The organism is Haematobacter genomosp. 1 (assembly GCF_002196855.1).
GTDB lineage: Bacteria > Pseudomonadota > Alphaproteobacteria > Rhodobacterales > Rhodobacteraceae > Haematobacter.
Genome location: NZ_NIPW01000010.1, coordinates 251,049 through 271,675, shown reverse-complemented (window position 1 = coordinate 271,675; position 20,627 = coordinate 251,049). Strand labels below are relative to the sequence as shown.

Annotated in this window: 15 protein-coding genes and 1 pseudogene; 11 read left to right on the top strand and 5 right to left on the bottom strand. The window is 67.7% G+C overall.

Annotation, left to right across the window (positions count from 1 at the left end; translation table 11 throughout):
• Positions 1-167: 167 nt before the first annotated feature.
• The 5 genes from CDV49_RS07585 to CDV49_RS07565 all read left to right on the top strand — a co-directional run bounded on the left by CDV49_RS07585 (position 168) and on the right by CDV49_RS07565 (position 4,618).
• Positions 168-482 (top strand): hypothetical protein, encoded by a 315-nt coding sequence (locus CDV49_RS07585; RefSeq protein ID WP_143413135.1) that lies wholly within the window; start codon positions 168-170, stop codon positions 480-482.
• The gene (locus tag CDV49_RS07580; protein ID WP_088214929.1) at positions 433-1,776 is read left to right on the top strand and encodes a DNA-packaging protein; all 1,344 of its coding nucleotides are present in this window, start codon (positions 433-435) and stop codon (positions 1,774-1,776) included. The genes CDV49_RS07585 and CDV49_RS07580 overlap by 50 nt, the downstream gene beginning before the upstream one ends.
• 324 nt (positions 1,777-2,100) lie before the next feature.
• On the top strand, positions 2,101-3,180 hold the full coding sequence (locus tag CDV49_RS07575; RefSeq protein ID WP_088214928.1) for a zinc-binding metallopeptidase family protein: 1,080 nt from the start codon (positions 2,101-2,103) through the stop codon (positions 3,178-3,180).
• A 186-nt stretch (positions 3,181-3,366) separates the two neighbouring features.
• Positions 3,367-4,068 carry a DUF1045 domain-containing protein gene (locus tag CDV49_RS07570; protein ID WP_179209140.1) on the top strand — a complete coding sequence of 234 codons (702 nt, stop codon included), beginning with the start codon at positions 3,367-3,369 and terminating at the stop codon, positions 4,066-4,068.
• Between the two features lie 64 nt (positions 4,069-4,132).
• A complete protein-coding gene (locus CDV49_RS07565; protein WP_088214926.1) occupies positions 4,133-4,618 on the top strand; it encodes a flavin reductase family protein in 486 nt (161 codons plus the stop codon).
• Positions 4,619-4,624: 6 nt separating this feature from the next.
• Here CDV49_RS07565 and CDV49_RS07560 read toward each other — a convergent pair whose 3' ends face one another.
• A complete protein-coding gene (locus CDV49_RS07560) occupies positions 4,625-5,872 on the bottom strand; it encodes a glycerate kinase type-2 family protein (RefSeq protein ID WP_088214925.1) in 1,248 nt (415 codons plus the stop codon).
• Between the two features lie 101 nt (positions 5,873-5,973).
• Between CDV49_RS07560 and CDV49_RS07555 the strand changes: the two genes are divergently transcribed.
• The gene (locus CDV49_RS07555) at positions 5,974-6,270 is read left to right on the top strand and encodes an ArsR/SmtB family transcription factor (protein ID WP_088214924.1); all 297 of its coding nucleotides are present in this window, start codon (positions 5,974-5,976) and stop codon (positions 6,268-6,270) included.
• An 818-nt stretch (positions 6,271-7,088) separates the two neighbouring features.
• Here CDV49_RS07555 and clpX read toward each other — a convergent pair.
• From clpX to CDV49_RS07540, 3 genes are all read right to left on the bottom strand, one after another.
• On the bottom strand, positions 7,089-8,354 hold the full coding sequence (clpX, locus tag CDV49_RS07550) for an ATP-dependent Clp protease ATP-binding subunit ClpX (RefSeq protein ID WP_088214923.1): 1,266 nt from the start codon (positions 8,352-8,354) through the stop codon (positions 7,089-7,091).
• Positions 8,355-8,492: 138 nt separating this feature from the next.
• Entirely contained in the window at positions 8,493-9,122 is a 630-nt protein-coding gene (locus CDV49_RS07545; protein ID WP_088214922.1) for an ATP-dependent Clp protease proteolytic subunit, read from the bottom strand.
• A 192-nt stretch (positions 9,123-9,314) separates the two neighbouring features.
• Positions 9,315-11,426: a TonB-dependent receptor domain-containing protein gene (locus CDV49_RS07540; protein ID WP_256947267.1), complete on the bottom strand. Its 2,112-nt coding sequence runs from the start codon at positions 11,424-11,426 to the stop codon at positions 9,315-9,317.
• Positions 11,427-11,598: 172 nt separating this feature from the next.
• Between CDV49_RS07540 and CDV49_RS07535 the strand changes: the two genes are divergently transcribed.
• The 4 genes and pseudogenes from CDV49_RS07535 to CDV49_RS07520 all read left to right on the top strand — a co-directional run bounded on the left by CDV49_RS07535 (position 11,599) and on the right by CDV49_RS07520 (position 16,031).
• Positions 11,599-12,636 carry a hemin-degrading factor gene (locus tag CDV49_RS07535; RefSeq protein ID WP_088214921.1) on the top strand — a complete coding sequence of 346 codons (1,038 nt, stop codon included), beginning with the start codon at positions 11,599-11,601 and terminating at the stop codon, positions 12,634-12,636.
• A 446-nt stretch (positions 12,637-13,082) separates the two neighbouring features.
• Positions 13,083-14,174 (top strand): heme/hemin ABC transporter substrate-binding protein, encoded by a 1,092-nt coding sequence (locus CDV49_RS07530; protein WP_306424932.1) that lies wholly within the window; start codon positions 13,083-13,085, stop codon positions 14,172-14,174.
• Positions 14,175-14,202: 28 nt separating this feature from the next.
• Entirely contained in the window at positions 14,203-15,249 is a 1,047-nt protein-coding gene (locus CDV49_RS07525) for a FecCD family ABC transporter permease (RefSeq protein ID WP_088215042.1), read from the top strand.
• A gap of 2 nt (positions 15,250-15,251) precedes the next feature.
• Positions 15,252-16,031, top strand: a pseudogene (locus CDV49_RS07520) (heme ABC transporter ATP-binding protein).
• A gap of 2,076 nt (positions 16,032-18,107) precedes the next feature.
• Here CDV49_RS07520 and CDV49_RS07515 read toward each other — a convergent pair.
• Positions 18,108-19,565, bottom strand: a complete 1,458-nt coding sequence (locus CDV49_RS07515) for an amidase (protein WP_088214920.1) — start codon at positions 19,563-19,565, stop codon at positions 18,108-18,110.
• Between the two features lie 200 nt (positions 19,566-19,765).
• On the opposite strand from CDV49_RS07515, the gene CDV49_RS07510 reads away from it, so the two are divergent.
• Positions 19,766-20,575, top strand: a complete 810-nt coding sequence (locus CDV49_RS07510) for an adenosylcobinamide amidohydrolase (protein WP_088215041.1) — start codon at positions 19,766-19,768, stop codon at positions 20,573-20,575.
• Positions 20,576-20,627 lie beyond the last annotated feature (52 nt).

The window sequence follows — 20,627 nt, the reverse complement described above, 5'->3', positions numbered from 1 at the left end:
ACGGTTTAATGGAATATTGTTTATTAACAATGCATTAATCTTGACTTTGCGGCCGCTGCAAGGCATGGTCGCAGACATGCTGGAGAATTGTGCAGGCGGCCGGGGCGACCCGAGCCGCTTTTTCCAATTCGCTCGGGCGGGGGCTTGAGGGGCACGGGGCGCAGCATATGGCAGACCTGACGACAGACGAAACGCCGCCGAGGGATGTGCTCTCGGAGGTGATGGAACTCTACGACACGGCAATCGAGGTCTTCACCGAAACCATGCGCGAGGCGCGGGAGGACGGGCGCGTGAAGGAGGCGAACTCCTACGTCCGCGAACTCGGCAAGATCGTTCTCGCGGTCATCACGGAAAGGGAAAAGATTGACAAACTTCGCAGGCAGGAAACCGGCGGGACCGGAGGAGGCGCACTCGACCTCGATGCGGCACGGGATGAGATCGGCCGCAGGCTGGCTCGCCTCCGCGACGCCGGAGACGGTTGAGGCCTTCATGGAGGGGCTTTCGCCCAATGCACTGGCGGCGCTGCCCTGGCTTTTCGAGATCTGGGCGCTGCCGCATCAGCTTCCGCCCGAGGGCGACTGGAAGACCTGGGTCATCATGGGGGGCCGCGGCGCGGGCAAGACGCGTGCCGGCGCCGAATGGGTCAGGTCGGAGGTGGAGGGGGCGCGCCCCCTCCATCCCGGCCGGTCGCGGCGGGTGGCGCTGGTGGGAGAGACGCTTGAACAGGTGCGCGAGGTGATGGTGTTCGGCGAGAGCGGCATCCTCGCCTGCTCTCCCCCCGACCGGATGCCGGTCTGGGAGGCGACGCGGCGGCGGCTCGTCTGGCCCAACGGGGCCGTGGCGCAGATCTTCTCCGCCCATGACCCGGAAAGCCTGCGCGGCCCGCAGTTCGACTGCGCCTGGGTCGATGAGCTGGCGAAGTGGAAGAAGGCCTCCGACACCTGGGACATGCTCCAGTTCGGCCTCCGGCTCGGCGATCAGCCGCGGCAGGTCGTCACCACCACACCCCGCAACGTGGGCGTGCTGCGCGACATCCTGCGCAACGGCTCCACCACCGTCACCCATGCGCCGACGGAGGCCAATCGCGCGCATCTGGCGGCCTCCTTCCTCAGCGAGGTCCGCGCGCGATACGCCGGCACGCGCCTCGGGCGGCAGGAGCTGGACGGCCTCCTTGTCGATGAGGCGGACGGCGCGCTCTGGACGGCGATCACGCTGGACCGGGCGCGGCTGCGGGAGCTTCCCGCCCTCACCCGCGTCGTGGTGGCCGTCGATCCGCCGGTGACGGGCCACGGCGGCTCGGACGACTGCGGCATCGTGGTGGCCGGGGTGGTCGCCGAAGGTCCGCCGCAGGACTGGCGGGCGGTAGTGATAGAGGACGCCTCCGTCTCCGCCGCCTCCCCCGACCGGTGGGCGCGGGCGGCGCTCGCCGCGGCGGAGCGGCACGGCGCGGAACGGGTGGTGGCGGAGGTCAACCAGGGCGGCGATCTGGTGGAGAGCCTGCTGCGCTCCATCGACCCGCTGGTGCCGTTCCGCGCCGTCCGCGCCTCCCGCGGCAAGGCCGCCCGGGCCGAGCCGGTGGCCGCGCTCTACGAGCAGGGCCGCGTGCGCCACATGCCCGGTCTCGACCGGCTGGAGGATCAGATGTGCCGCATGACCGCGCAAGGATATGAGGGGCGCGGCAGCCCCGACCGGCTTGATGCGCTCGTCTGGGCCCTGACGGAGCTGATGATCGTTCCGGCACAGGGCTGGCGGAAGCCGGGGATCCGGCTTCTGTGACCCCGGGGGTCGCCCCGCCCGCGGCACGGCCCTGAGGAACGGCCCTGAGGAACACGGCGCGGTAGCATGGGCGCACGGGCAAGGCCGGGGGCCGCGGGGGGCGTCCCCCGCGCCGCCGGAGGCCGCGCGCCCTCTCCGTTCTGCCGATGCCGTCTTTTCGCCGCGGCGCTCCCAGAGGCCCGACAGGCGCCCGGACACCGGCAGATGACGCGCCCCGCCAATGAACACGTCCGGCGAATACGCCCGACGAACACGGGTGCGACAAATGGAACCGCCTTCGGCCTGTCGCGTTGCGCGAGGCTGGAACGCGCCCCGGAGGCCCCCATGAAGCTCTTCCACTGCCAGAACTGTCAGCAGGTCGTCTATTTCGAGAACACCGCCTGCGTGAAATGCGGCATGACACTCGGCTACCTTCCCGATCAGGGGGAGATGTCGTCCGTCGCGCCCGACGGTCCGAACTGGACCGCGATGGCCAATCCCGGCACGCTCTATCGCTTCTGCGCCAACTGGGAGCAGAGCGCCTGCAACTGGATGGTCACCACCGACAGTCAGGATACGCTGTGCTTCGCCTGCCAGCACAACCGGACGATCCCGGATATCTCCTCACCGGAAAACCATGCGCTCTGGCAGAAGATGGAGCAGGCGAAGCGGCGGCTGTTCTACACGATCATCAAGCTCGGCCTTCCCGCGCCCACGGCCTCCAGCGGCGCGGCGGAGCCGCTCGTCTTCGATTTCCTCGCCGATGATCCCGAAAGCGGGGAAAAGGTGGTCACGGGCCACGACAATGGCGTCATCACCCTCTCGCTGAACGAAGCCGACGACGCGTTCCGCGCGAAGATGCAGGAGGAACTGCACGAGCCCTACCGCACGCTTCTTGGCCATTTCCGCCATGAGGTGGGCCATTACTACTGGGACATCCTTGTGCGCGATGGCGGGCATCTGGAGGATTTCCGCGCACTCTTCGGAGATGAGCGGGAGAGCTATCAGGAAGCGCTGGACCGTCACTACCAGAACGGCGCGCCGCCCGACTGGCAGGAGAACTACATCTCCGCCTATGCCACGATGCATCCGTGGGAGGATTGGGCGGAGACCTGGGCGCATTACCTCCATATCATCGACACGCTGGAGATGGCGCGCGCCTTCGGCATCACGGTAAACGCGGCTGTGACCGGAGATCCTGATGCGGAGGTCTCGGTCGATGTGGATCCCCACCGAGCCTGGCGGTTCGCACCGTTGATCGATGCGTGGCTGCCCCTGACATTCGCTGTCAACAGCCTTAACCGCGCAATGGGGCAGCCCGATCTCTATCCTTTCGTGCTCAGCCCCAAGGTGATCGAAAAGCTTTGCTACATCCACGGGCTCGTACAGGCGAACCGGATCGGACAGCTTCGGAAACAACCTTAGGTTGTCCAGCTTCAACGAATGCGGAAACATCGGGCGAAGGCGACGCAAAATGTCGCATTCGTCCGAAAGCCGGATCGAAAACCACTCCAACCGCCCTTGATCGACGGGAAGCGATTCCAAGGCAACCTATACTTTCAGACAGGGGAGGCGCGGCCCCCGACAGGGGTGCCGCAGGAGGTTGGAACGATGAGTGATTACAGAAAGCTTGCCATCTTTTACCTGCCAGGCAGGGGTGCGCTGGCGGATTTCGGAACGGCCTGGTCGGGTTGGGATCCGGTCGAGGCCATGGCGCTGCCGCCTTTGGCCGTGCCGGGATTGCCGCCCTCGCTTTCGGAGCCGGGAGAGGCGCTGGGCAATTACGGGCTGCACGGCCGTATCAAGGCGCCATTCCGGCTCATCGACGGGGTGCAGATCTCCACGCTGATCGCCGCGCTGGATGCGCTGGCCGCAAGGCTCGCTGCGGTGGAGGTGTCCAACCTCGGTCTGGTGCGTATGAACGGCATGTTCGCCCTCGCCCCTGCGCGGGAGGAGATCGCGCTCGATCTGCTCGCCGCCCGGATCGCGCGGGAGGTGGACCACTTCCGCGCGCCGCTGTCGGTTGACGACATGATTCGCCGCCATGCGCTCCGGCTTTCGGGTTCGCAACGGTCGCTGCTGGGCCAGTGGGGCTACCCTTTCGCCTCGCCGGGCGAAGACGACGGCTTCCGTCTGCACCTGACCGGCAGCCTGCCGGAGGATCTCTGCGATCAGGTGCAGGCGGTGCTGGAGCCGCTCGTCATGCCGCTGCTGCCGAAACCGTTCTGCTTCGACCGCCTGTCGCTCTGCGGCGAGGGGGAGGATGGACGCTTTCGCCTCATCCGGCAGTTTCCTCTTTCGGGGCCCGTCTGAGGGGTGGCATCGTCGCGGGGGACGTGCTTTGTGACGGGGGTTAGGATGACCAGAGGAACCTGCCATGCCGATCTTCACCCCCGACCGTGATCACGAACGCGACTTCCGGGATGCCCTCGGCAGATTTGCGACCGGCGTGACGGTGGTGACCACGAATACGGCGGCGGGCCCGGTTGCCATCACCGCCAACAGCTTCGCCGCGGTTTCGCTCAACCCGCCGCTGGTGCTCTGGTCGCCCGCCCGCATGTCCAGCCGGTTCGAGGCTTTCGTCGGCGCCGAGCGGTTCGCGATCCATATCCTCGCGGCCGGGCAGAACGACATTGCACGCCATTTCACCAAGCAGGGCACCGATTTCACGGGGGTGCCGGTGACGAACTCCGAAACCGGCATACCGCTGATCGAGGGCTGTCTCGCGCGTTTCGAATGCCGGCAGCACGCGATGCACGAAGGCGGCGATCACATCATCATCGTCGGAGAGGTGGAGCGCGCAGCCTATGACGACGGCGCGCCGCTGGTCTTTCATGCGGGCCATTTCGGCAATCTGGTCTGAGGCAGGTCAGGCGCGGATCATCACCTGAAGATCGGCGACATTCGTCCCGGTCGCACCTGTGATCACAAGATCGCCGGATGCGGCGAGGGCAGGATTGCTGTCATTCCGGGCCAGCGCCTCCTCCGGGTCGATCCCGGCGGCACGCATCCGGGCGAGGCTCTCACGATCGACCAGCCCGCCCGCTGCCTCCGTCGGCCCATCGCGGCCGTCGGTGCCGGCGGAGAGGAATACCCAGTCGTCCGTCCAGCCCGCCTGCTCCGCCAGAAGCGCGACACGAAGTGCCAGCTCCTGATTGCGCCCGCCCTTGCCCGCACCCCGGATCCGCACCGTCGTCTCGCCCCCCCAGAGCCAGACGCCGGACCCGTCCGCCTCGGCCATAATGCGGGCGGCTGCCTCCGAGACATCGCCGGTCAGCGGCTCCCGTGACAAGACCGCCTTGGGGGCGGCGCGGGCCATGGCCTCCCGCGAGAGGGTGTTCGAGCCGACCAGACGGTTGTCCACATGGTTGGAAGGCACCGCAATCGGCTGATCCTCCCTTTCCAGACAGGCCCGGATCGCGACCGGAAGGTCCGGCCAGAGACCGCGCGCCCGGAGCCGCTGCCGCGCCTCCGACCGTGTGCCGACAGGCGCTGCGGTCGGCCCGGAGGCGATCACGGAAAGATCATCGCCAACCACGTCGGACAGAATCAGCGCCACGACATCGGCAGGGGCTGCGGCCCGCGCCAGACCGCCGCCCTTCAGCAGGCTGACCTGCTGACGGATGAGGTTCATCTCGCCGATATCCGCACCAGAGGCCAGCAACAGGCTGTTCAGCTTGCGCTTGTCGGCCAGCGTCACACCTTCAGGCGGCGCGGGCAGCAGAGCCGATCCGCCCCCCGACACCAGCACGAGCAGGTTCTGCCCGGCAGCAAGCGCGGACACCGCCTCCAGCACCGCCTTCCCCGCCGCAAGGCCGGCCTCATCGGGCACGGGATGCCCGGCGAGGAACAGGCGAACGCCCGGCGGCAGGCTGGCCTCCGCATTCTCGCGATGTGTGATCACAATCGCCGGAACCGGTCCGAAACGCGCGACGGCAGCACGGATCATGCCCGGCGCCGCCTTGCCCAAGGCCACGATCAGATCAGGCCTGCGATCAGGAAGCGCTTTCAGAACAGCGGATTCCGGGTCCGCGGCGATGACGCCCGCTTCAAAGAGGCGAAACGCCTCGTCTCGCATGGCGGATACGGTGGGCGAACAGCTTGTCCCTGACGGCATGGGCACTACTTCCACAAGATAGACGCGGCGCGATGCGAAAGCCGCGGGATTTCAGGCAAAAGTTGGGTATCGTGACGAGCAGGACCGACGCGCCGCAGGGAATGGACCCGTCGAAACTTGCGCCGCGCGCGCAATTCGCGGCCGCGCTGCTGAAGGCCTTCGGGCATGAGGGGCGGCTGATGATCCTGTGCCATCTGGCGACGGGCGAGAAATCCGTAACCGAGCTGGAGCAACTGCTGGACACCCGTCAGGCCGCGGTGAGCCAGCAGCTCGCGCGTCTGCGCATGGAGGGGCTGGTGGAGCCGCGGCGCGAGGGTAAGGCGATCTACTACTCGCTGGTTCCGGGCGAAATGGAGCACTATGTCCACGCGATCTGCAAGTTGTTCGCGATGGAGTGACAGCGCATCATGCCGTGATGGTTCAGCAGATCGGCGGAGCATCGTCTGAACATTCCATCCTGCGAGAAATCCAACGGTCGCGCGCCAATCTGGACGGGTTCGCGCCGCGTGGCAACGCTTTAACGGGCTACTGGATAAGGCTTTCACATCCAAGTGGAGCGGCAATCGTTGGCAACCCGGTGAAAGCCAGCCGGAAGTCTGCCCATATTGTCTCGTTCTGGGGTAGACTCTCCGATATTTGGCGCAATATCCAAGAACATTGCAGCAGCCCGCCGATATCTTATCGCGGATGGGTCGCCTGAGAGGTTGGAGAGAGCGGCCCGTTACCGCCACCGCGCGCCAAGGGGTTCAGAGTCAGCCCTGTGCGGAGAATTCGGCAGGTTGGCGTCTTTCGCCGGGAATTACTTGCGCGTTTTGCAGCAGGTTTCCGCCTTTCAGAGCGGCACGCTTTTCCACGCCACGGGATCATGAGGGGCCGTGTACTCTGCCTGTTTTTGTGAAGCAGCGAGATTGGCTCGACCGCCTATAATTCGTGAAGGAAGTGAGGTCGGCCTGCGTCATGGAAGCATAGCCTTCGAAGGCTGCAAGAATCCGCCGGGATCGGTCGTGCAGTCTCAATGGGAGTTGGATGCAAAAGTCATGCGGTCCCAAGGGAGTTGGACGCGCAAACGGAATGGGGCAGTCGATATTCGGGCGCGGGATCGGCGGCGTATCGCGAGCAAGGCCCGGTTCGCGGAGATCTTGCACTACGATATCCACTCCGGGAATCAAAAAGGGCGGATCATTGGACCCGCCCTTTTTTTCATTCCTTGCGAAAATCACCCGGCGGTGGCCGGTTCCTTCTTCGCCTCGGTATAGATGAGCAGCGGTTTCGCGCCCGCGGTCACGGCCTCTTCATTCACCACGACCTCCTCCACGCCATTCATGCCCGGAAGTTCGAACATGGTGTCGAGCAGGATATCCTCCATGATCGAGCGGAGACCGCGCGCGCCTGTCTTGCGCTTGATCGCGCGCGAGGCGATGGCTTTCAGAGCGTCTTCGGTGAAGGTGAGTTTCACCCCTTCGATGTCGAAAAGACGTTGGTACTGCTTGACGAGCGCGTTCTTCGGCTCCGTCAGGATGGTGACCAGCGCTTCCTCATCAAGGTCGGACAACGTGGCGATCACCGGAAGACGTCCGACGAATTCCGGGATCAGACCGAATTTCAGCAGGTCTTCCGGCTCCAGCTCGCGGAACAGCTCTCCCACGCCCCGTTCGTCCCTCGCCTTGACCTCGGCACCGAAGCCGATGCCGGACCCCTTGTTCCGGTGGGCGATGATCCGGTCCAGCCCGGCGAAGGCGCCGCCGCAGATGAACAGGATGTTCGTCGTGTCCACCTGCAGGAATTCCTGCTGCGGATGCTTGCGCCCGCCCTGCGGCGGCACGGAGGCGACGGTGCCCTCCATGATCTTCAGCAGCGCCTGCTGCACCCCCTCCCCGCTCACGTCGCGGGTGATGGAGGGGTTGTCGGATTTCCGGGTGATCTTGTCGACCTCGTCGATATAGACGATGCCGCGCTGCGCCCGTTCCACGTTGTATTCCGACGCCTGAAGGAGCTTGAGGATGATGTTTTCCACATCCTCCCCGACATAGCCCGCTTCGGTCAGCGTGGTCGCGTCCGCCATGGTGAACGGCACGTCGAGAATGCGGGCCAGCGTCTGCGCAAGCAGGGTCTTGCCCGTCCCTGTGGGGCCGATCAGCAGGATGTTCGACTTCGACAGCTCGATCTCGGACGACTTGGCGCCGTGGTTAAGCCGTTTGTAGTGGTTGTGCACGGCCACAGACAAAACGCGCTTCGCGTGGATCTGGCCGATGACGTAATCGTCAAGAACCTTGCAGATCTCGCGCGGGGTCGGCACGCCGTCGGCGGATTTCAGGCCGGAGGTTTTCGTCTCCTCCCGGATGATGTCCATGCACAACTCGACGCATTCATCGCAGATGAACACGGTCGGGCCGGCGATCAGCTTGCGCACCTCATGCTGGCTCTTTCCGCAGAAGGAGCAGTAGAGCGTGTTCTTGCTGTCGCTGGAGGAGTTGTTCGCCATGTGATACCTCTGCGGCTCCTATGCCAAGACCCGGAGTAACGTCCCGGCTGGACGAGGGTTGCCCCAAAAGTCTAGGACAGCCCTGTTTTCTTCACAACGCCTAAATGGCTGCGGTGCAGCAATGCGCGCCGCTTCGCCTCACTTGGCGCTTTCCATCTTGCCGCGATCCGCCACGATCTCGTCGATCAGGCCCCATTCCTTCGCGTCTTCGGCCGACATGAAGCGGTCACGCTCCAGCGCATCCTCCACTTCCTTGAGGCTGCGCCCGGTATGCCTGACGTAGATGCCGTTCAGCCGCTCCTTCAACTTCTGGGTTTCCTGGGCGTGGATCATGATGTCCGTCGCCTGACCCTGGAACCCGCCGGAGGGCTGGTGAACCATGATGCGGCTGTTCGGCAGGCTGAAACGCATCCCGTGCTCCCCGGCCGCGAGCAGGAGCGACCCCATGGAGGCCGCCTGCCCGATGCAGACGGTGGATACTTTCGGCTTGATGTACTGCATCGTGTCGTAGATCGACAGGCCGGAGGTCACGACACCGCCGGGGCTGTTGATATACATCGAGATTTCCTTGTTCGGGTTGTCCGCCTCAAGGAACAGAAGCTGCGCCACGATCACCGTCGCCATGTCATCCTGCACGGGACCGGCGACGAAGATGATCCGCTCCTTCAGCAGACGGGAGAAGATGTCGTAGCGGATGGACCCGCGGGAGTTGGTTTCCTCCACGGTCGGGATGATGAAGTTGGTCCACGTGTCGATGGGGTCTCTCATTTTCCGCCCTGCCTTGGTCTGGAGGAGTAATAGATCACGGATCTCTTTCTAGAGTCTTAGTCATGCGTTCGGACCCCCGCAAGGGCCGCACTGCGAATGACGCGGCTGCGGTTAATTCGAAAGGCCCCGGCGAGGGAACCCCGGGGCCTTCCGCCTGTCCGCCAGGCACCTCACCGGCGGCCGGGTTCGTGCCTACCAGTCGAACTGCTTGGTCATGGACAACTTGAATGTCCTCCCGCGCCCGTTGTCCTGGTAGAGATTGTTTCGATAATCCTCGTCAAAGACGTTATCCACGGCGAAATCGACGGTGAATCCGGCGAGCGCGCCGGTATCCGGCTTCCAGCTCACGAACAGGCGGTGGACATCGTAGGCGGAGAAATGCCCCAGCGTCGTCGTGATGGAATCGACGTAGGTCGCGCGCCAGCCGTATTCAAGATTGCGCTCCGGCAGCCGCCCGCCGAGCGTGAGCGACACCTGCTCCGCCGGAACGGTGGAGAGCGTCTCCCGCGTGTCCTTGTTCACGCCCTTGACCTGCGAATAGGCCAGTCTTCCGAACCACCGGTCCGCGGAATAGGCGCCTTCCAGCTCCCCGCCCCAGATTTCCGCGTTGTCGATGTTGAGATACCGGGGAACCGCGCCGTTCACGGGCTGGTAACCGGTATTTGAAGCGATGAGGTTCTCGATATCGTTGTGGAAGAGCGTGCCCTTGAGCGCGAGGCTGTCATCCGCATCCAGCAGGCCGTGGGCAGAATAGCTCACGCCCACCTCCACCGTGTCGGCCTTTTCCTTCGCAAGGTCGAGGCTCGGCACCCGGCGCGCGTCATGGGCGTAAAGCTCGTCCAGCGTCGGCATCCGCTCCGTGCGCGCGTAGGAGGCGAAGATCCCCCAGGCGTCCGTCAGCTTGTAGAGCGCGGCGATCTTCGGCGAGACGGCGGTGTCGGAGACATCTTCCGCCCCCGGAATGCCGGAACCGGGCGAACGCTCGCCGAAATCGACGCGGATCCCCGGAATGATGGACAGACGCTCCCGCCAGTTGAACTCCGCCTGCGCATAGACGCCGATCTTGTCGTCCGTGCCCTCCGGGTGGAAGTTCAGCGCCCCGACCGCGCTGGTCGCCACGCGGTTCTGATGGGTGAACTGAAGCCCGGTCGTCAGGTAGTTCTGCCAGTCGCCAAAGGCGAATTCGCTGACGTTCTCCACCTTCGCCAGCGTCGTTTCATAGGCGTATTCGCTGTCGCAGACGACGGCCAGCGTGCCGGGCATGCACATCACGAAGCCGCCGGACGTATCGACGTGGTCGGACTGCTTCACCTGCGTCTTGGAATAGGAGAGCTGCACCCTGAGGTCGAGCCAGGCATTGTCCACGAAGGGGTTGGCATATTCGGCCACGATCGTGTCGTCGGTCACGTCGCGGTTGATATAGCCGAAGGTGTCGATGATCGGCGCCCCGCCGCCGGTGCGCACCAGGGGCGATTCGTTCATGTCGCTCTGCGTCCGCTGGTAGGAGAGGCGGACGGATTGGTCCAGATCCTGGCCGAAGTGATAGGTGCCCTTCACCAGCCCCGACCATGCCTCGGCGTCCGAGCCCTTCACCCTGTCGCCGTTGCCGTCCTTGTATTCATCCATCGTGCGGTAGTTGAGGTTGCCGATCACCTCGAACCGCTCATCGTATTTCTGCGCGTAGATGACCGAGCCGAGCCAGCCCGAACCGTTCGAATCGTAGGATCCCTTGAACCGCAGCGCATGGGTGTTGCCGTCCGTCAGGAAGTCGGACGCGTCCTTGGTGGTGAAGTTCACCACCCCGCCGATCGCGCCGGAGCCGTAGAGCGTGGAGCTTGCCGGGCCGCGCAGGACTTCCACCTGCTTGTAAAGCTCCACGTCCGAGAAGAACGATCCCATGCGGTACTGTTCGTAGAACTTCGGCACACCGTCCACATTGACGATGATTCGCGATTCGCTGGCCGTCGTTTCGGTCCCGCCGATCCCGCGGATGTTGAAGGCGAAGCCCAGCGGGTTGTCCGCCCCCGCGCCCTGAACGCCCGGCACATTGGCAAAAATCTGGTCGATGGAGCTGGCCTGCTCGCTGTCCAGATCCTGCTGGTCGATGACGGTGACGGCCTGCGGCGTGTCTGTCGCCACCCTGGGTTGACCCGCGCCGAGAACGATTCGGTTGAGCACGGTCGCAGGCTCTCCCCTCCGGGTCACTTCCGCCGCATCCTGCGCGGCGGCGGGCAGCGCCAGAAGCGCGGCGGCGGCCACGCTCATCATCAGGTCGCGCCTCAGGCGCCGGGGCAGAAGTCGCATCTTTGTCCTCTCGGAGATCGGGCGAAAGGCTGGCTTCTGCTGGCGGCTCGCATTCGGCAATTCTTGACTTGATCGGTCAGGCATGTTGCCTCTAGAGAGACGAACAATTTCTGTCAAGTATTCACGACGCCGTGATGCCTCAGCAGAAATGACGACAGCACAAGAGGTTGCCATGACCCTTCCCTCCGCCGAAACCATCCGCACGGCACGCGCAGACAATCCCAAGATGCGGGAGCGTGATCTCGCAGCCTCCCTTGGCATCAGCGAGGCAGCGCTGGTCGCCGCGCATGTGGGCCATGGCGTCACCCGGATATCCCCGGTGCCCGGGCGGCTGATCCCGCTGGTCGACTCACTGGGAGAGGTTCTCGCCCTGACCCGGAACGAAAGCGCGGTGCATGAGCGCGTGGGCCGTTACACCGACTTCACCGACGGGCCGCATGCGGCGATGCTCACCGGGCCGGATATCGACCTGCGCATCTTCCCCTCCCGCTGGGTGCATGGATTCGCGGTGGAAAAGCCGACCGCGGAGGGGATCCGCCGCTCCGTTCAGGTGTTCGATGCCCATGGTGATGCGGTGCACAAGGTTCACCTGCGGCCCGCTTCCGATGTCGCGGCCTTCGACCGGCTGGTTGCCGAACTGCGGGAGGAGGAGCAGGCCGACACGCTCTCCGTCACGCCCCGCCCCCCGGTGGAGGGGCCGAAGGCCGACCCCTCCAAGGCGGACCGGCTGCGGGAGGAATGGCTGCGCATGACCGACACGCATCAGTTCCTGTCGCTGACGCGGAAGCTCAAGATGAACCGGCTCGGCGCCTATCGCACCGTGGGCGCGCCTCAGGCGGTGCGGCTGGCCGATGACGCGGTTACGGTCACGCTGAAGGCGGCCTCGGCCAGCAAGACCGGCGTGATGGTGTTCGTCGGCAATGAGGGCTGCATCCAGATCCACTCCGGGCCGGTGGACAATATCGTCGCCATGGGGCCGTGGATCAACGTGCTGGACCCGCTGTTCGACCTCCACCTGCGCACCGACCACGTGGCCGAGGTCTGGCTGGTGGACAAGCCCACCCGCCACGGCAAGGCGGTCTCCGTCGAGGCGTTCGACAGGGAGGGCTACCTGATCCTCCAGATCTTCGGACGGAGGGGAGAGGAGAACGCCCGCGCTTGGGAGACGCTGGTCGCCACCCTGCCGCGCGCCGAAACGGTGACAGCATGAGCAAAGGGCGAAACGGGCCGGAGGCGCGGGATCGGAAGCAGGCCCGGGATCGCAGTCAGCCTGCGTCCCTGACCCCGCCCCGCGCGCCTTTCCATTCGGACGGAAACAGATATGCGCGCGGTTCCGAAGGCACGACGTGTCCTCCGGCACCGCGGAGCGCGTCTGGCCCCGCGATTGGAACCGTGACTGGAGCCGTGATTGGTCAAGTAACTGGACCGGTAACTAACCCAGCGATTGGCCCGGTCACTGGATCCACGATTGACTGGATGATTGACCGGGTGATTGACCCCACGACCGGCCCCGTGACCGGATCCACGACTGGCCGGGTGACGGACCCCGTGACTGTCCGAGTGACAGGCCCCGTGGCTGGTCGGGTGGCGGACCCCGTGACGGACCCTGTGACTGGCGGGGTGGCTGGCCCGGTGACTGGCGGGGGAACTGCCCGGGTGACTGATCCCCATCCTGCCTGGGGAGATGACCGCGCGGGGGCGGGCAATACGCCGGTGTGGTCTTTGGACCCCCTCATCGCGCGCGGCAGCCCGGAGCGGGACACCCTGCTCCGCCGAGGCGCAATCCCGGTGCGGCCCGGAGGGTTGAACCGGGGCGCCGCGCCCGCCGCCCAGCAGTCGGGAGCCTTGACCCCGCGGCCCGCAGCCCTGCGGCGGATCGCGGCTCTGGCTCTCATGATGGTGACGGCGCCTCTGGCGCTCACGGTGGTGACGGCGCCTCCGGCGAGCGCGGCGGAGACGGCGCAGCGTATCGTTTCCGTCGGCGGTTCGGTGACGGAGGTGATCTACGCGCTCGGTGCGCAGGACCGGGTGATCGCGCGCGATTCGACCTCCACCTTCCCGCCGGAGGTGACGGACCTGCCCGATGTGGGCTATGTCCGCGCCCTGTCGCCCGAAGGGCTGCTGGCCGTGAACCCCGACCTGATCCTTGCCGAGGACGGGGCCGGCCCGCCGGAGACCGTCGCCCAGCTGAAGGCCGCCGCCGTGCCCTTCGTCACCGTTCCGAACGGCTGGACGGCCGAAGCCGTGGGCGCGAAGATCCGGGCCGTGGGGGCGGCGCTGGGTCTGGAGAGCCGGGCGGAGACGCTGGCCGCCGATGTCACGCGACAGATTGCCGCCGCATCTGATGCCGCCGCCGCCGCCCGCCCCGGTCCGAAGCCCCGCGCGCTGTTCGTTCTGTCCACGCAGGGCGGGCGCATCATGGCCTCCGGCACCGGGACGCAGGCGGCGGGGATTCTGGCGCTGGCGGGGGCGGAGAATGCCGTTACGGAATTTCCGGGCTACAAGCCGCTGACCGACGAGGCGGTGATCGCCGCCGCCCCCGATGTCATCGTGATGATGGACCGGGGGGGCGACCACGGCGCGACGGCGGAGACGCTCTTCGCCCTGCCTGCCATGGCGCTGACCCCCGCCGGCAAGACGCGGGCGCTGGTGCGGATGGACGGGCTATATCTGCTGGGCTTCGGTCCACGGACCGGCGCGGCGGTGGAGGAATTGTCCCGCGCGCTTCACGCAGCGACGGACGGCTGAGGTGGTCGTGGTGAGCGAGACGCGCACGATGCGCGCCGAGGGGGACCGGGGCCTGCGGGCGCGGCGGGTGTTCCTGCTGCTCCTTCTGGCGCTCGCCGCTGCGGCAACGCTGGGGCTGACGCAGGGCGCGACGGAGGCCTCGCTGCCCGCCGTGCTGCGCGACTGGCTGGGGGGAGAGGCCGCGCCGCTCCGCGACATGACGATCCTGCGCGACATCCGCCTGCCGCGCCTGATGCTGGGGATGCTGGTGGGGGCGTCGCTCGCCGTGTCCGGCGCGGTGATGCAGGGGCTGTTCCGCAATCCGCTGGCCGATCCGGGGCTGGTCGGCGTCTCCTCCGGCGCGGGGCTTGGCGCGATCGCGGCCATCGTGCTGCCGGGCGCGCTGGGGATTGCCCTGCCGGCGGTGCTGGGCTTCTATCTCGTGCCGCTCGCGGCCTTCTGCGGCGGCTGGGCGATGACCGTCGCGCTCTATGCCATCGCCACGCGGCAAGGGCGGACATCGGTTGCCACCATGCTGCTTGCCGGGATCGCCCTTGGTGCGATGGCGGGCGCGGTCTCGGGGCTGATCGTGTTTCGCGCGAACGACCAGCAGCTTCGTGACCTGACGTTCTGGGGTCTCGGCTCCCTGTCCGGGGCGACATGGTCCAAGGTGCTGGCGGCGGGGTCGATCATCCTCCTCGCGCTCGCCGCGGCGCCGTTTCTGGCGCGCGGGCTGAACCGGCTGACGCTGGGCGAGGCGGCCGCGCTGCACATGGGGACACCGGTGCAGCGGGTGAAGCGGGCAGCGATCCTGTCTGTCGCGGCGGCGACCGGCGCATCTGTGGCGGTGTCGGGCGGGATCGGTTTCGTCGGCATCGTGGTGCCGCATCTCCTCCGGCTGGCCATCGGGCCGGATCACCGCTGGCTCCTGCCCTGCTCCGCCCTTCTGGGCGCAGCGCTGCTGGTGCTGGCCGACGTGGTGAGCCGGACGGTCATCGCGCCCGCGGAGCTGCCCATCGGCATCGTTACCGCCGCGATGGGCGCGCCGTTCTTCCTGTGGATCCTGCTCCGCCAGCGGGGAGTGATAGACCTGTGACCGTGACAGCAACCCTGACTGCGACCGATATCACGCTCCGCGCCGGGCGGCGCGTCATACTCGACCGGGTGAGCCTTTCCGCCCCCGCAGGCGCGCTGACGGCCATCGTCGGTCCGAACGGCTCCGGCAAGACCACGCTCATCCGCGCGCTGACGGGAGAGGTCCGTCATGACGGCCGGGTGGCGCTTGACGGGTAGGACATCGCGGGCCTTTCGCCTGCCGTGCTGGCGGGGTTGCGGGGGGTGCTGCCGCAGGCGAGCCTGCTGTCCTTCCCCTTCACGGTGCGCGAGGTTGTGCGGCTGGGCTGCGACGCCGCCCTGACCCGACCGCCTTCGGTGGAGACGGCGCTTGCCTCCGTCGGCCTGCCGGGGTTCGAGGGGCGGTTCTATCAGGAGCTGTCGGGCGGGGAGCAGCAGCGGGTGCAGCTTGCCCGCGTTCTGGCGCAGGTGTGGGAACCGGTGCTGAACGGGCGGCCCCGCTGGCTGTTCCTCGATGAGCCGGTGGCGAGCCTCGACATCGGCCATCAGCTGACCGTCATGCGGCTCGCGCGCGATTACGCGCGCCGTGGCGGCGGCGTGGTGGCGGTGATGCACGATCTGAACCTCACCGCGCTTTTCGCCGACAAGGTCGTCCTGCTGCACGAGGGGCGGATCGTCGCGGCGGACACACCGCGCGACGTGCTGACCAGCGAGACGCTCTCCGCAGCCTATGGCTGCCGCCTCCGGGTGGGAGAGACGCCCGCGCCGGGCGTGCCCTTCGTCCTGCCCCAAACTGCGGCATGACTTGAAGGGCAGCGGCAAGGGAGCGGCTTGAACAGTCCCGGCTCGTGACCGGGACCGGGGACGCCCGCCGGCTCCAAAACCGTCGGCTCAAAAGTCGCCGGGTCCAAAATCGTTGATCCCAAGACCGTCGTCCCCAAACTCGTCCTCCCCAAGTCAGGCGACCCAAGTCAGGTTGCTTCAAAAACCGTCGGCCCCGCGTCAAATGCCCCAAAGCAGGCCCCCCAAGTCCAAGCTCCGAGGGGCGGCCCTCCCCCGGCGCGTGGGGGGATGGCGCCTTTGGAAGCCGCTGACGGGCACAGGTGCCCGGCCCTCCCTCCCCGCGTGGGGGATGGGTAGCCCCGAGGTATCGGCCATCGGATGCGCAGAGCGTCTGCCTTCCTCCTGAGCAATGGTCTGGGAAGGTGGAGCCAGCCCACAACCCTCCTTCGCGCATGGGGTTGGGGCCCGCGCGTCCGGGCTGCATCTTCCAACTATACCCCATCCGGGGTTGGCCGCGCTTTTCGGGAGTGTCCATCACCTAGCAAAAGCCTCCATCCTCGCTCCAGGGGGCTGGCCGCACGGCTGTATTGAGGTGTGCAGCCTCTCGGTCCGCGCGCGGGAGACTGTTAACTCTGGATGCCCCTGCTCGCGCCCCGAACCCCGTCGTCCGCGCGGGCGGAGGACTGGCACTGTCAAGGGCGGCATCCACAACCGCGCGACGCCTCTGTCCGCGCGCGGGAAACTGGCCCAGGCCAGCGGGAAGGAATGGAGTTCCGAATTCCTCCGTCCGCGCGCGCGGGGGCGCGGGCTGCCGCTGCACCACGATCATGCGCGTGGACTACCTCCGTCCGCGCGCGCGGGGGCGCGGGGGACTGGCCGAAGGTGTAGGAGGCGGTTTTCTGGGCCGTCACCTCTGTCCCCGCGCGCAGGGACTGGCTAGTTGGCGTAAGTGTCCCGCATTTTTTGCGGGCGGAAGCTCTGTGTCCGCGCGGCGCGGGGGGACTGGCTAGATAGCGTCCACATCGGGATCGTCGCCATAGCCTCCGTCCGCGCGCCAGGAGGGCTGGCCGCACGGCACCGGGCCAAACAAATCCGGCGCGTTCCGGCTTCAGTCCGCGTTCAGGGCGCTGGCTCGGGGAACGTCGCCCGTGCAGATCACCTCGATCACCCGCCGCCGGCGCGCCGGGAAACGGGCCCTGCCCGACTGCGAGACCACCCGTGACCACCGCCTCCGTCCGCGCGCCAGAGGAGGGCTGGGCTGACCAGGCGGAGGGCGCGGCGCTGGTTCGGGCCTCCGTCCCCGCACGAGGGGGGCCGGAGGCCACGGCTGTCTCCGGCACGGGCACCGCCTGCCTCCTGCTTCCGCGCGCGCGAAGGGCTCTGCCAACCCGGACGGGGGCGACAAGCGTCAGCTCCGCTTGCCTCCATCCGCGCGCGAGGGGGGCTGGCCGCGCTCTGCGCGGGCGGGCTCGGCATGATCAACCTCCGTCCGCGCGAGAGGGGGCGGGCAATGGAAAAAGATGGACGCCGCCCCCTGCGCCTCCGTCCGCGCGCGAAGGGGGCTGGCCTCACGGGGTAACCCAACATGCCCGGGCCTCCATCCGCGCCGGATTGGCCCGGTGCCGGGCTTTTTGGCCTCCATCCGCGCGCGGGGGCTGGCTGCGGGCTTTCCGTGCTGGAATGGGCCGCCTACCCTCCGTCCCGCGCGCGGGGCTGGCCGCAGGTCGATGCCCCGAAACAACCACAAGGTGTACTCCGTCCCGCCCGAGGGGGCTGGCCGTCCCGTCCCTCCGAACCGCCATGCGCGATGCCATGCTCCCCGCGCGCCCGACCGGGCCGGACATGTTTCCGAGGAGCGGCGTGATTACGCATTCGACCTCCCTCCGCTTCGGGCAGGACGGGACGCGGCATGGGGGGCCGGAAGGGCTTTCGAAGTAGCCCGAGCCGCTTTCGCCTTCGGTGCTCAGCGGCAAGATCGGGTCTCATGGCCCGACATTCTGCACCCGTAGGGATAGCGCGGGAGCGCAGGGCATGAGAGCGGGGGGCCTCTCCCGCTTTACCGGCGCATTTCGCCGGCGGGGCGCCCGGCCCCGGCGGTCATCTCCTTGCGATCCCGGCGAGCGTGACGGGCGGGCGGCGGTTGAACCACGGGCGCGCGGTTTCCAGTTCTGCGCAGAGGGAGATGAGCCGCTCATCCTCCCCGAAGGCCGCCGCGAGCTGCACCCCGACCGGAAGCCCCTCCGGCGTCCAGTAGAGCGGGACGGAGGCCGCGGGCTGACCGGAGGCGTTGAAGGAGACGGTGAAGGGCGAATAGGCGAAGATCCCGTCCGGCCCGGTACGGTAGCCCACGTAATCCTCCGTCGCATGGGAGAAGCGCCCGATCCGCGCGGGCGGCTCCGCCAGCGTGGGGGTGAGCAGGATGTCCCAGTCGAGGAAGAACCCCGCCATCTGCCGCCCATAGGCGTGGACGGTTTCCAGCGCCTCCAGATAATCCTCCCCCGTGAGGGTGGCGGCGAAGGCCATTGCGCCCCTGCTCACGCCCTCCACCTCCTCCGGCTCCAGCGCATGGCCCCGCGCGGCGACGGTCTGGCGGATGGAGAGCGCGGTGCCGCAGGCCACGATGCGGGTCCAGGCCTCCATCATCGCGGGCGTATCGGCGCGCGGCAGCGCGGGTTCGACATGATGCCCGAGATCCGCGAGCAGCCTTGCGGCGTCATGTACGGCGGCGCGGGCCTCCGGGTGGAGGGGCGCGCCTGTCAGCGTGGTATCACAAAGCGCGATGCGGAGCCGATCGGGCGGGCGGGAGATGGCGTCACGATACCCCGCCCCGAGCGGCGGCGGGAAATAGGGCGCGCCGAGGTCCGGCCCTTCGCAGGCGTCGAGCAGGACGGCCGTGTCCCGCACGCTCCGCGTCAGGAAACCGTCGATGGCCATGCCGCCCCACGCCTCGCCGGAGGCCGGGCCATCCGGCAGCCGCGCCCGCGTCGCCTTGAAGCCGAACAGCCCGCAGGAGGAGGCGGGGATACGCACCGAGCCGCCGCCGTCAGAGCCATGCGCGGCAGGCACGATCCCCGCCGCGACAGCCGCCGCCGCGCCGCCCGAGGACCCCCCCGGCGTATGGTCGAGGCTCCACGGGTTCCGCGTCGGCCCACCATAGACCACCGCCTCGGTCGCGGCCCCGATCGCCCCCTCCGGCACGGTCGTCCGCCCGAAGGTGACGAGGCCGCTGTCCCTCAGACGCAGATAAATCTCCGAATCGTAGTCGTAGCGTGTGTCGCGATGCAGCCGGGAGCCGAGATGGGTCGGGAAATCCACGGCCTCCGCCCCGAGATCCTTCAGCAGGAACGGCACACCGGCGAAAGGCCCGGAAGGCAGGCCCGCACGGATCGACCGCCGCGCCGTTTCCTCCTGCACGAGCGTCACCGCGTTCAGGAGCGGGTTCAGCGCCCCCACCCGCGCGAGCGCCGCGTCCAGCAGTTCCTCCGCCGAAACGGCTTTCTGCGCGACAAGGCCCGCCAGCCCAACCGCGTCGTGATCCTCATATTCCGCGAACATCCCGCCCCCTGCGCTGCCGGTTCCGCCCGAAGGTGGCGTCGATGCCGCGGCGGCGCAAGCATCCTGTGCTCCTGCTTGACAGCGGCGGCGGCCCCGCTATCCCCGGCTCCAGCATCCTCCCTCGCGGGTTTCCCATGTCCCTCCCCCTTCCCGGCCCCCTTCCCGGCCCCCTTCCCGGCCCCGACGGGGGCCCGCGGCTGATGACCGTGACCCTCGACCGGCCGTGGCTGCGCTGCGACCTTGGCCGGACGCGCCGGGTGCTGAGCTGGTCGCTCAACCGGCCGGGCTTCGTCAGCGCGCGGCATATCCTGTGGCGGGAAGTGCGGGACGCGGACCTGACAGCAGATCTGGATACCGGGCGCTGGTTCGCCGGTGAACTCGCCCGGTGCGGAGACGCGGAGGCGGTGGGCCTGCTCACCTCCCGCGATGTCGGCACCTGGCGTGGGGCGGCGGCGGAGGTAGAGGGGGTCCGCGCACAGGCGGTGGTGACCGCCGGCCTCTCCAACGCGGAACGCGTGGGCCGCAGGCGACCGGTCGCGGCAGGCGGTATCGCGGCAGGCGGGGTGGCGGGCGGTGTCGCGCCATCCGGTGCCACGGAGGGCGGGGTGGCGGGCGGCATCGCGGCAGCGCGCATCTTGGCAGCGGGTGTCACGACATCTGGCGTCGCGGCATCCGGCGTCGCGGCGGGCGGCATCGCGGCATCCGGCGTCGCGGCGGGCGGTTATGGCACGATCAACATCGCCGTCGCGGTGTCGGAGGGGCTGAGCGACGGGGCGATGGTGGAGGCGCTCTCCATCGTGGCGGAAGCCAGGACCGCCGCGGTGCTTGAGGCGGGCCTGACCCTCGTCACCGGAACGGCCACCGGGACCGGGACGGATTGCATCGCGCTCGCCGCCGATTCCGGCGAGGTACGGCATGCGGGGTTGCACACGCCTGTGGGCGAGGTTCTGGGCCGCGTGGTGATGGAGGCCACGGCAGCGGCCATCGCGGACTGGATGGCACTGTCCTAGGCTGCCTCCGGCAGCGCGGGGGACGCCCCCCGCGACCCCCGACGGCACCGTC

What these genes read in the sequence shown, in the direction of transcription:
- CDV49_RS07535 (WP_088214921.1), top strand. Translation starts at nt 11,599, where the DNA reads ATGACCCTTCCCTCCGCCGAAACCATCCGCACGGCACGCGCAGACAAT.
- CDV49_RS07560 (WP_088214925.1), bottom strand. Translation starts at nt 5,872, where the DNA reads ATGCCGTCAGGGACAAGCTGTTCGCCCACCGTATCCGCCATGCGAGAC.
- CDV49_RS07555 (WP_088214924.1), top strand. Translation starts at nt 5,974, where the DNA reads ATGGACCCGTCGAAACTTGCGCCGCGCGCGCAATTCGCGGCCGCGCTG.
- CDV49_RS07540 (WP_256947267.1), bottom strand. Translation starts at nt 11,426, where the DNA reads ATGCGACTTCTGCCCCGGCGCCTGAGGCGCGACCTGATGATGAGCGTG.
- CDV49_RS07585 (WP_143413135.1), top strand. Translation starts at nt 168, where the DNA reads ATGGCAGACCTGACGACAGACGAAACGCCGCCGAGGGATGTGCTCTCG.
- CDV49_RS07545 (WP_088214922.1), bottom strand. Translation starts at nt 9,122, where the DNA reads ATGAGAGACCCCATCGACACGTGGACCAACTTCATCATCCCGACCGTG.
- CDV49_RS07515 (WP_088214920.1), bottom strand. Translation starts at nt 19,565, where the DNA reads ATGTTCGCGGAATATGAGGATCACGACGCGGTTGGGCTGGCGGGCCTT.
- CDV49_RS07525 (WP_088215042.1), top strand. Translation starts at nt 14,203, where the DNA reads ATGCGCGCCGAGGGGGACCGGGGCCTGCGGGCGCGGCGGGTGTTCCTG.
- CDV49_RS07570 (WP_179209140.1), top strand. Translation starts at nt 3,367, where the DNA reads ATGAGTGATTACAGAAAGCTTGCCATCTTTTACCTGCCAGGCAGGGGT.
- CDV49_RS07580 (WP_088214929.1), top strand. Translation starts at nt 433, where the DNA reads ATGAGATCGGCCGCAGGCTGGCTCGCCTCCGCGACGCCGGAGACGGTT.
- CDV49_RS07510 (WP_088215041.1), top strand. Translation starts at nt 19,766, where the DNA reads ATGACCGTGACCCTCGACCGGCCGTGGCTGCGCTGCGACCTTGGCCGG.
- clpX (WP_088214923.1), bottom strand. Translation starts at nt 8,354, where the DNA reads ATGGCGAACAACTCCTCCAGCGACAGCAAGAACACGCTCTACTGCTCC.
- CDV49_RS07565 (WP_088214926.1), top strand. Translation starts at nt 4,133, where the DNA reads ATGCCGATCTTCACCCCCGACCGTGATCACGAACGCGACTTCCGGGAT.
- CDV49_RS07575 (WP_088214928.1), top strand. Translation starts at nt 2,101, where the DNA reads ATGAAGCTCTTCCACTGCCAGAACTGTCAGCAGGTCGTCTATTTCGAG.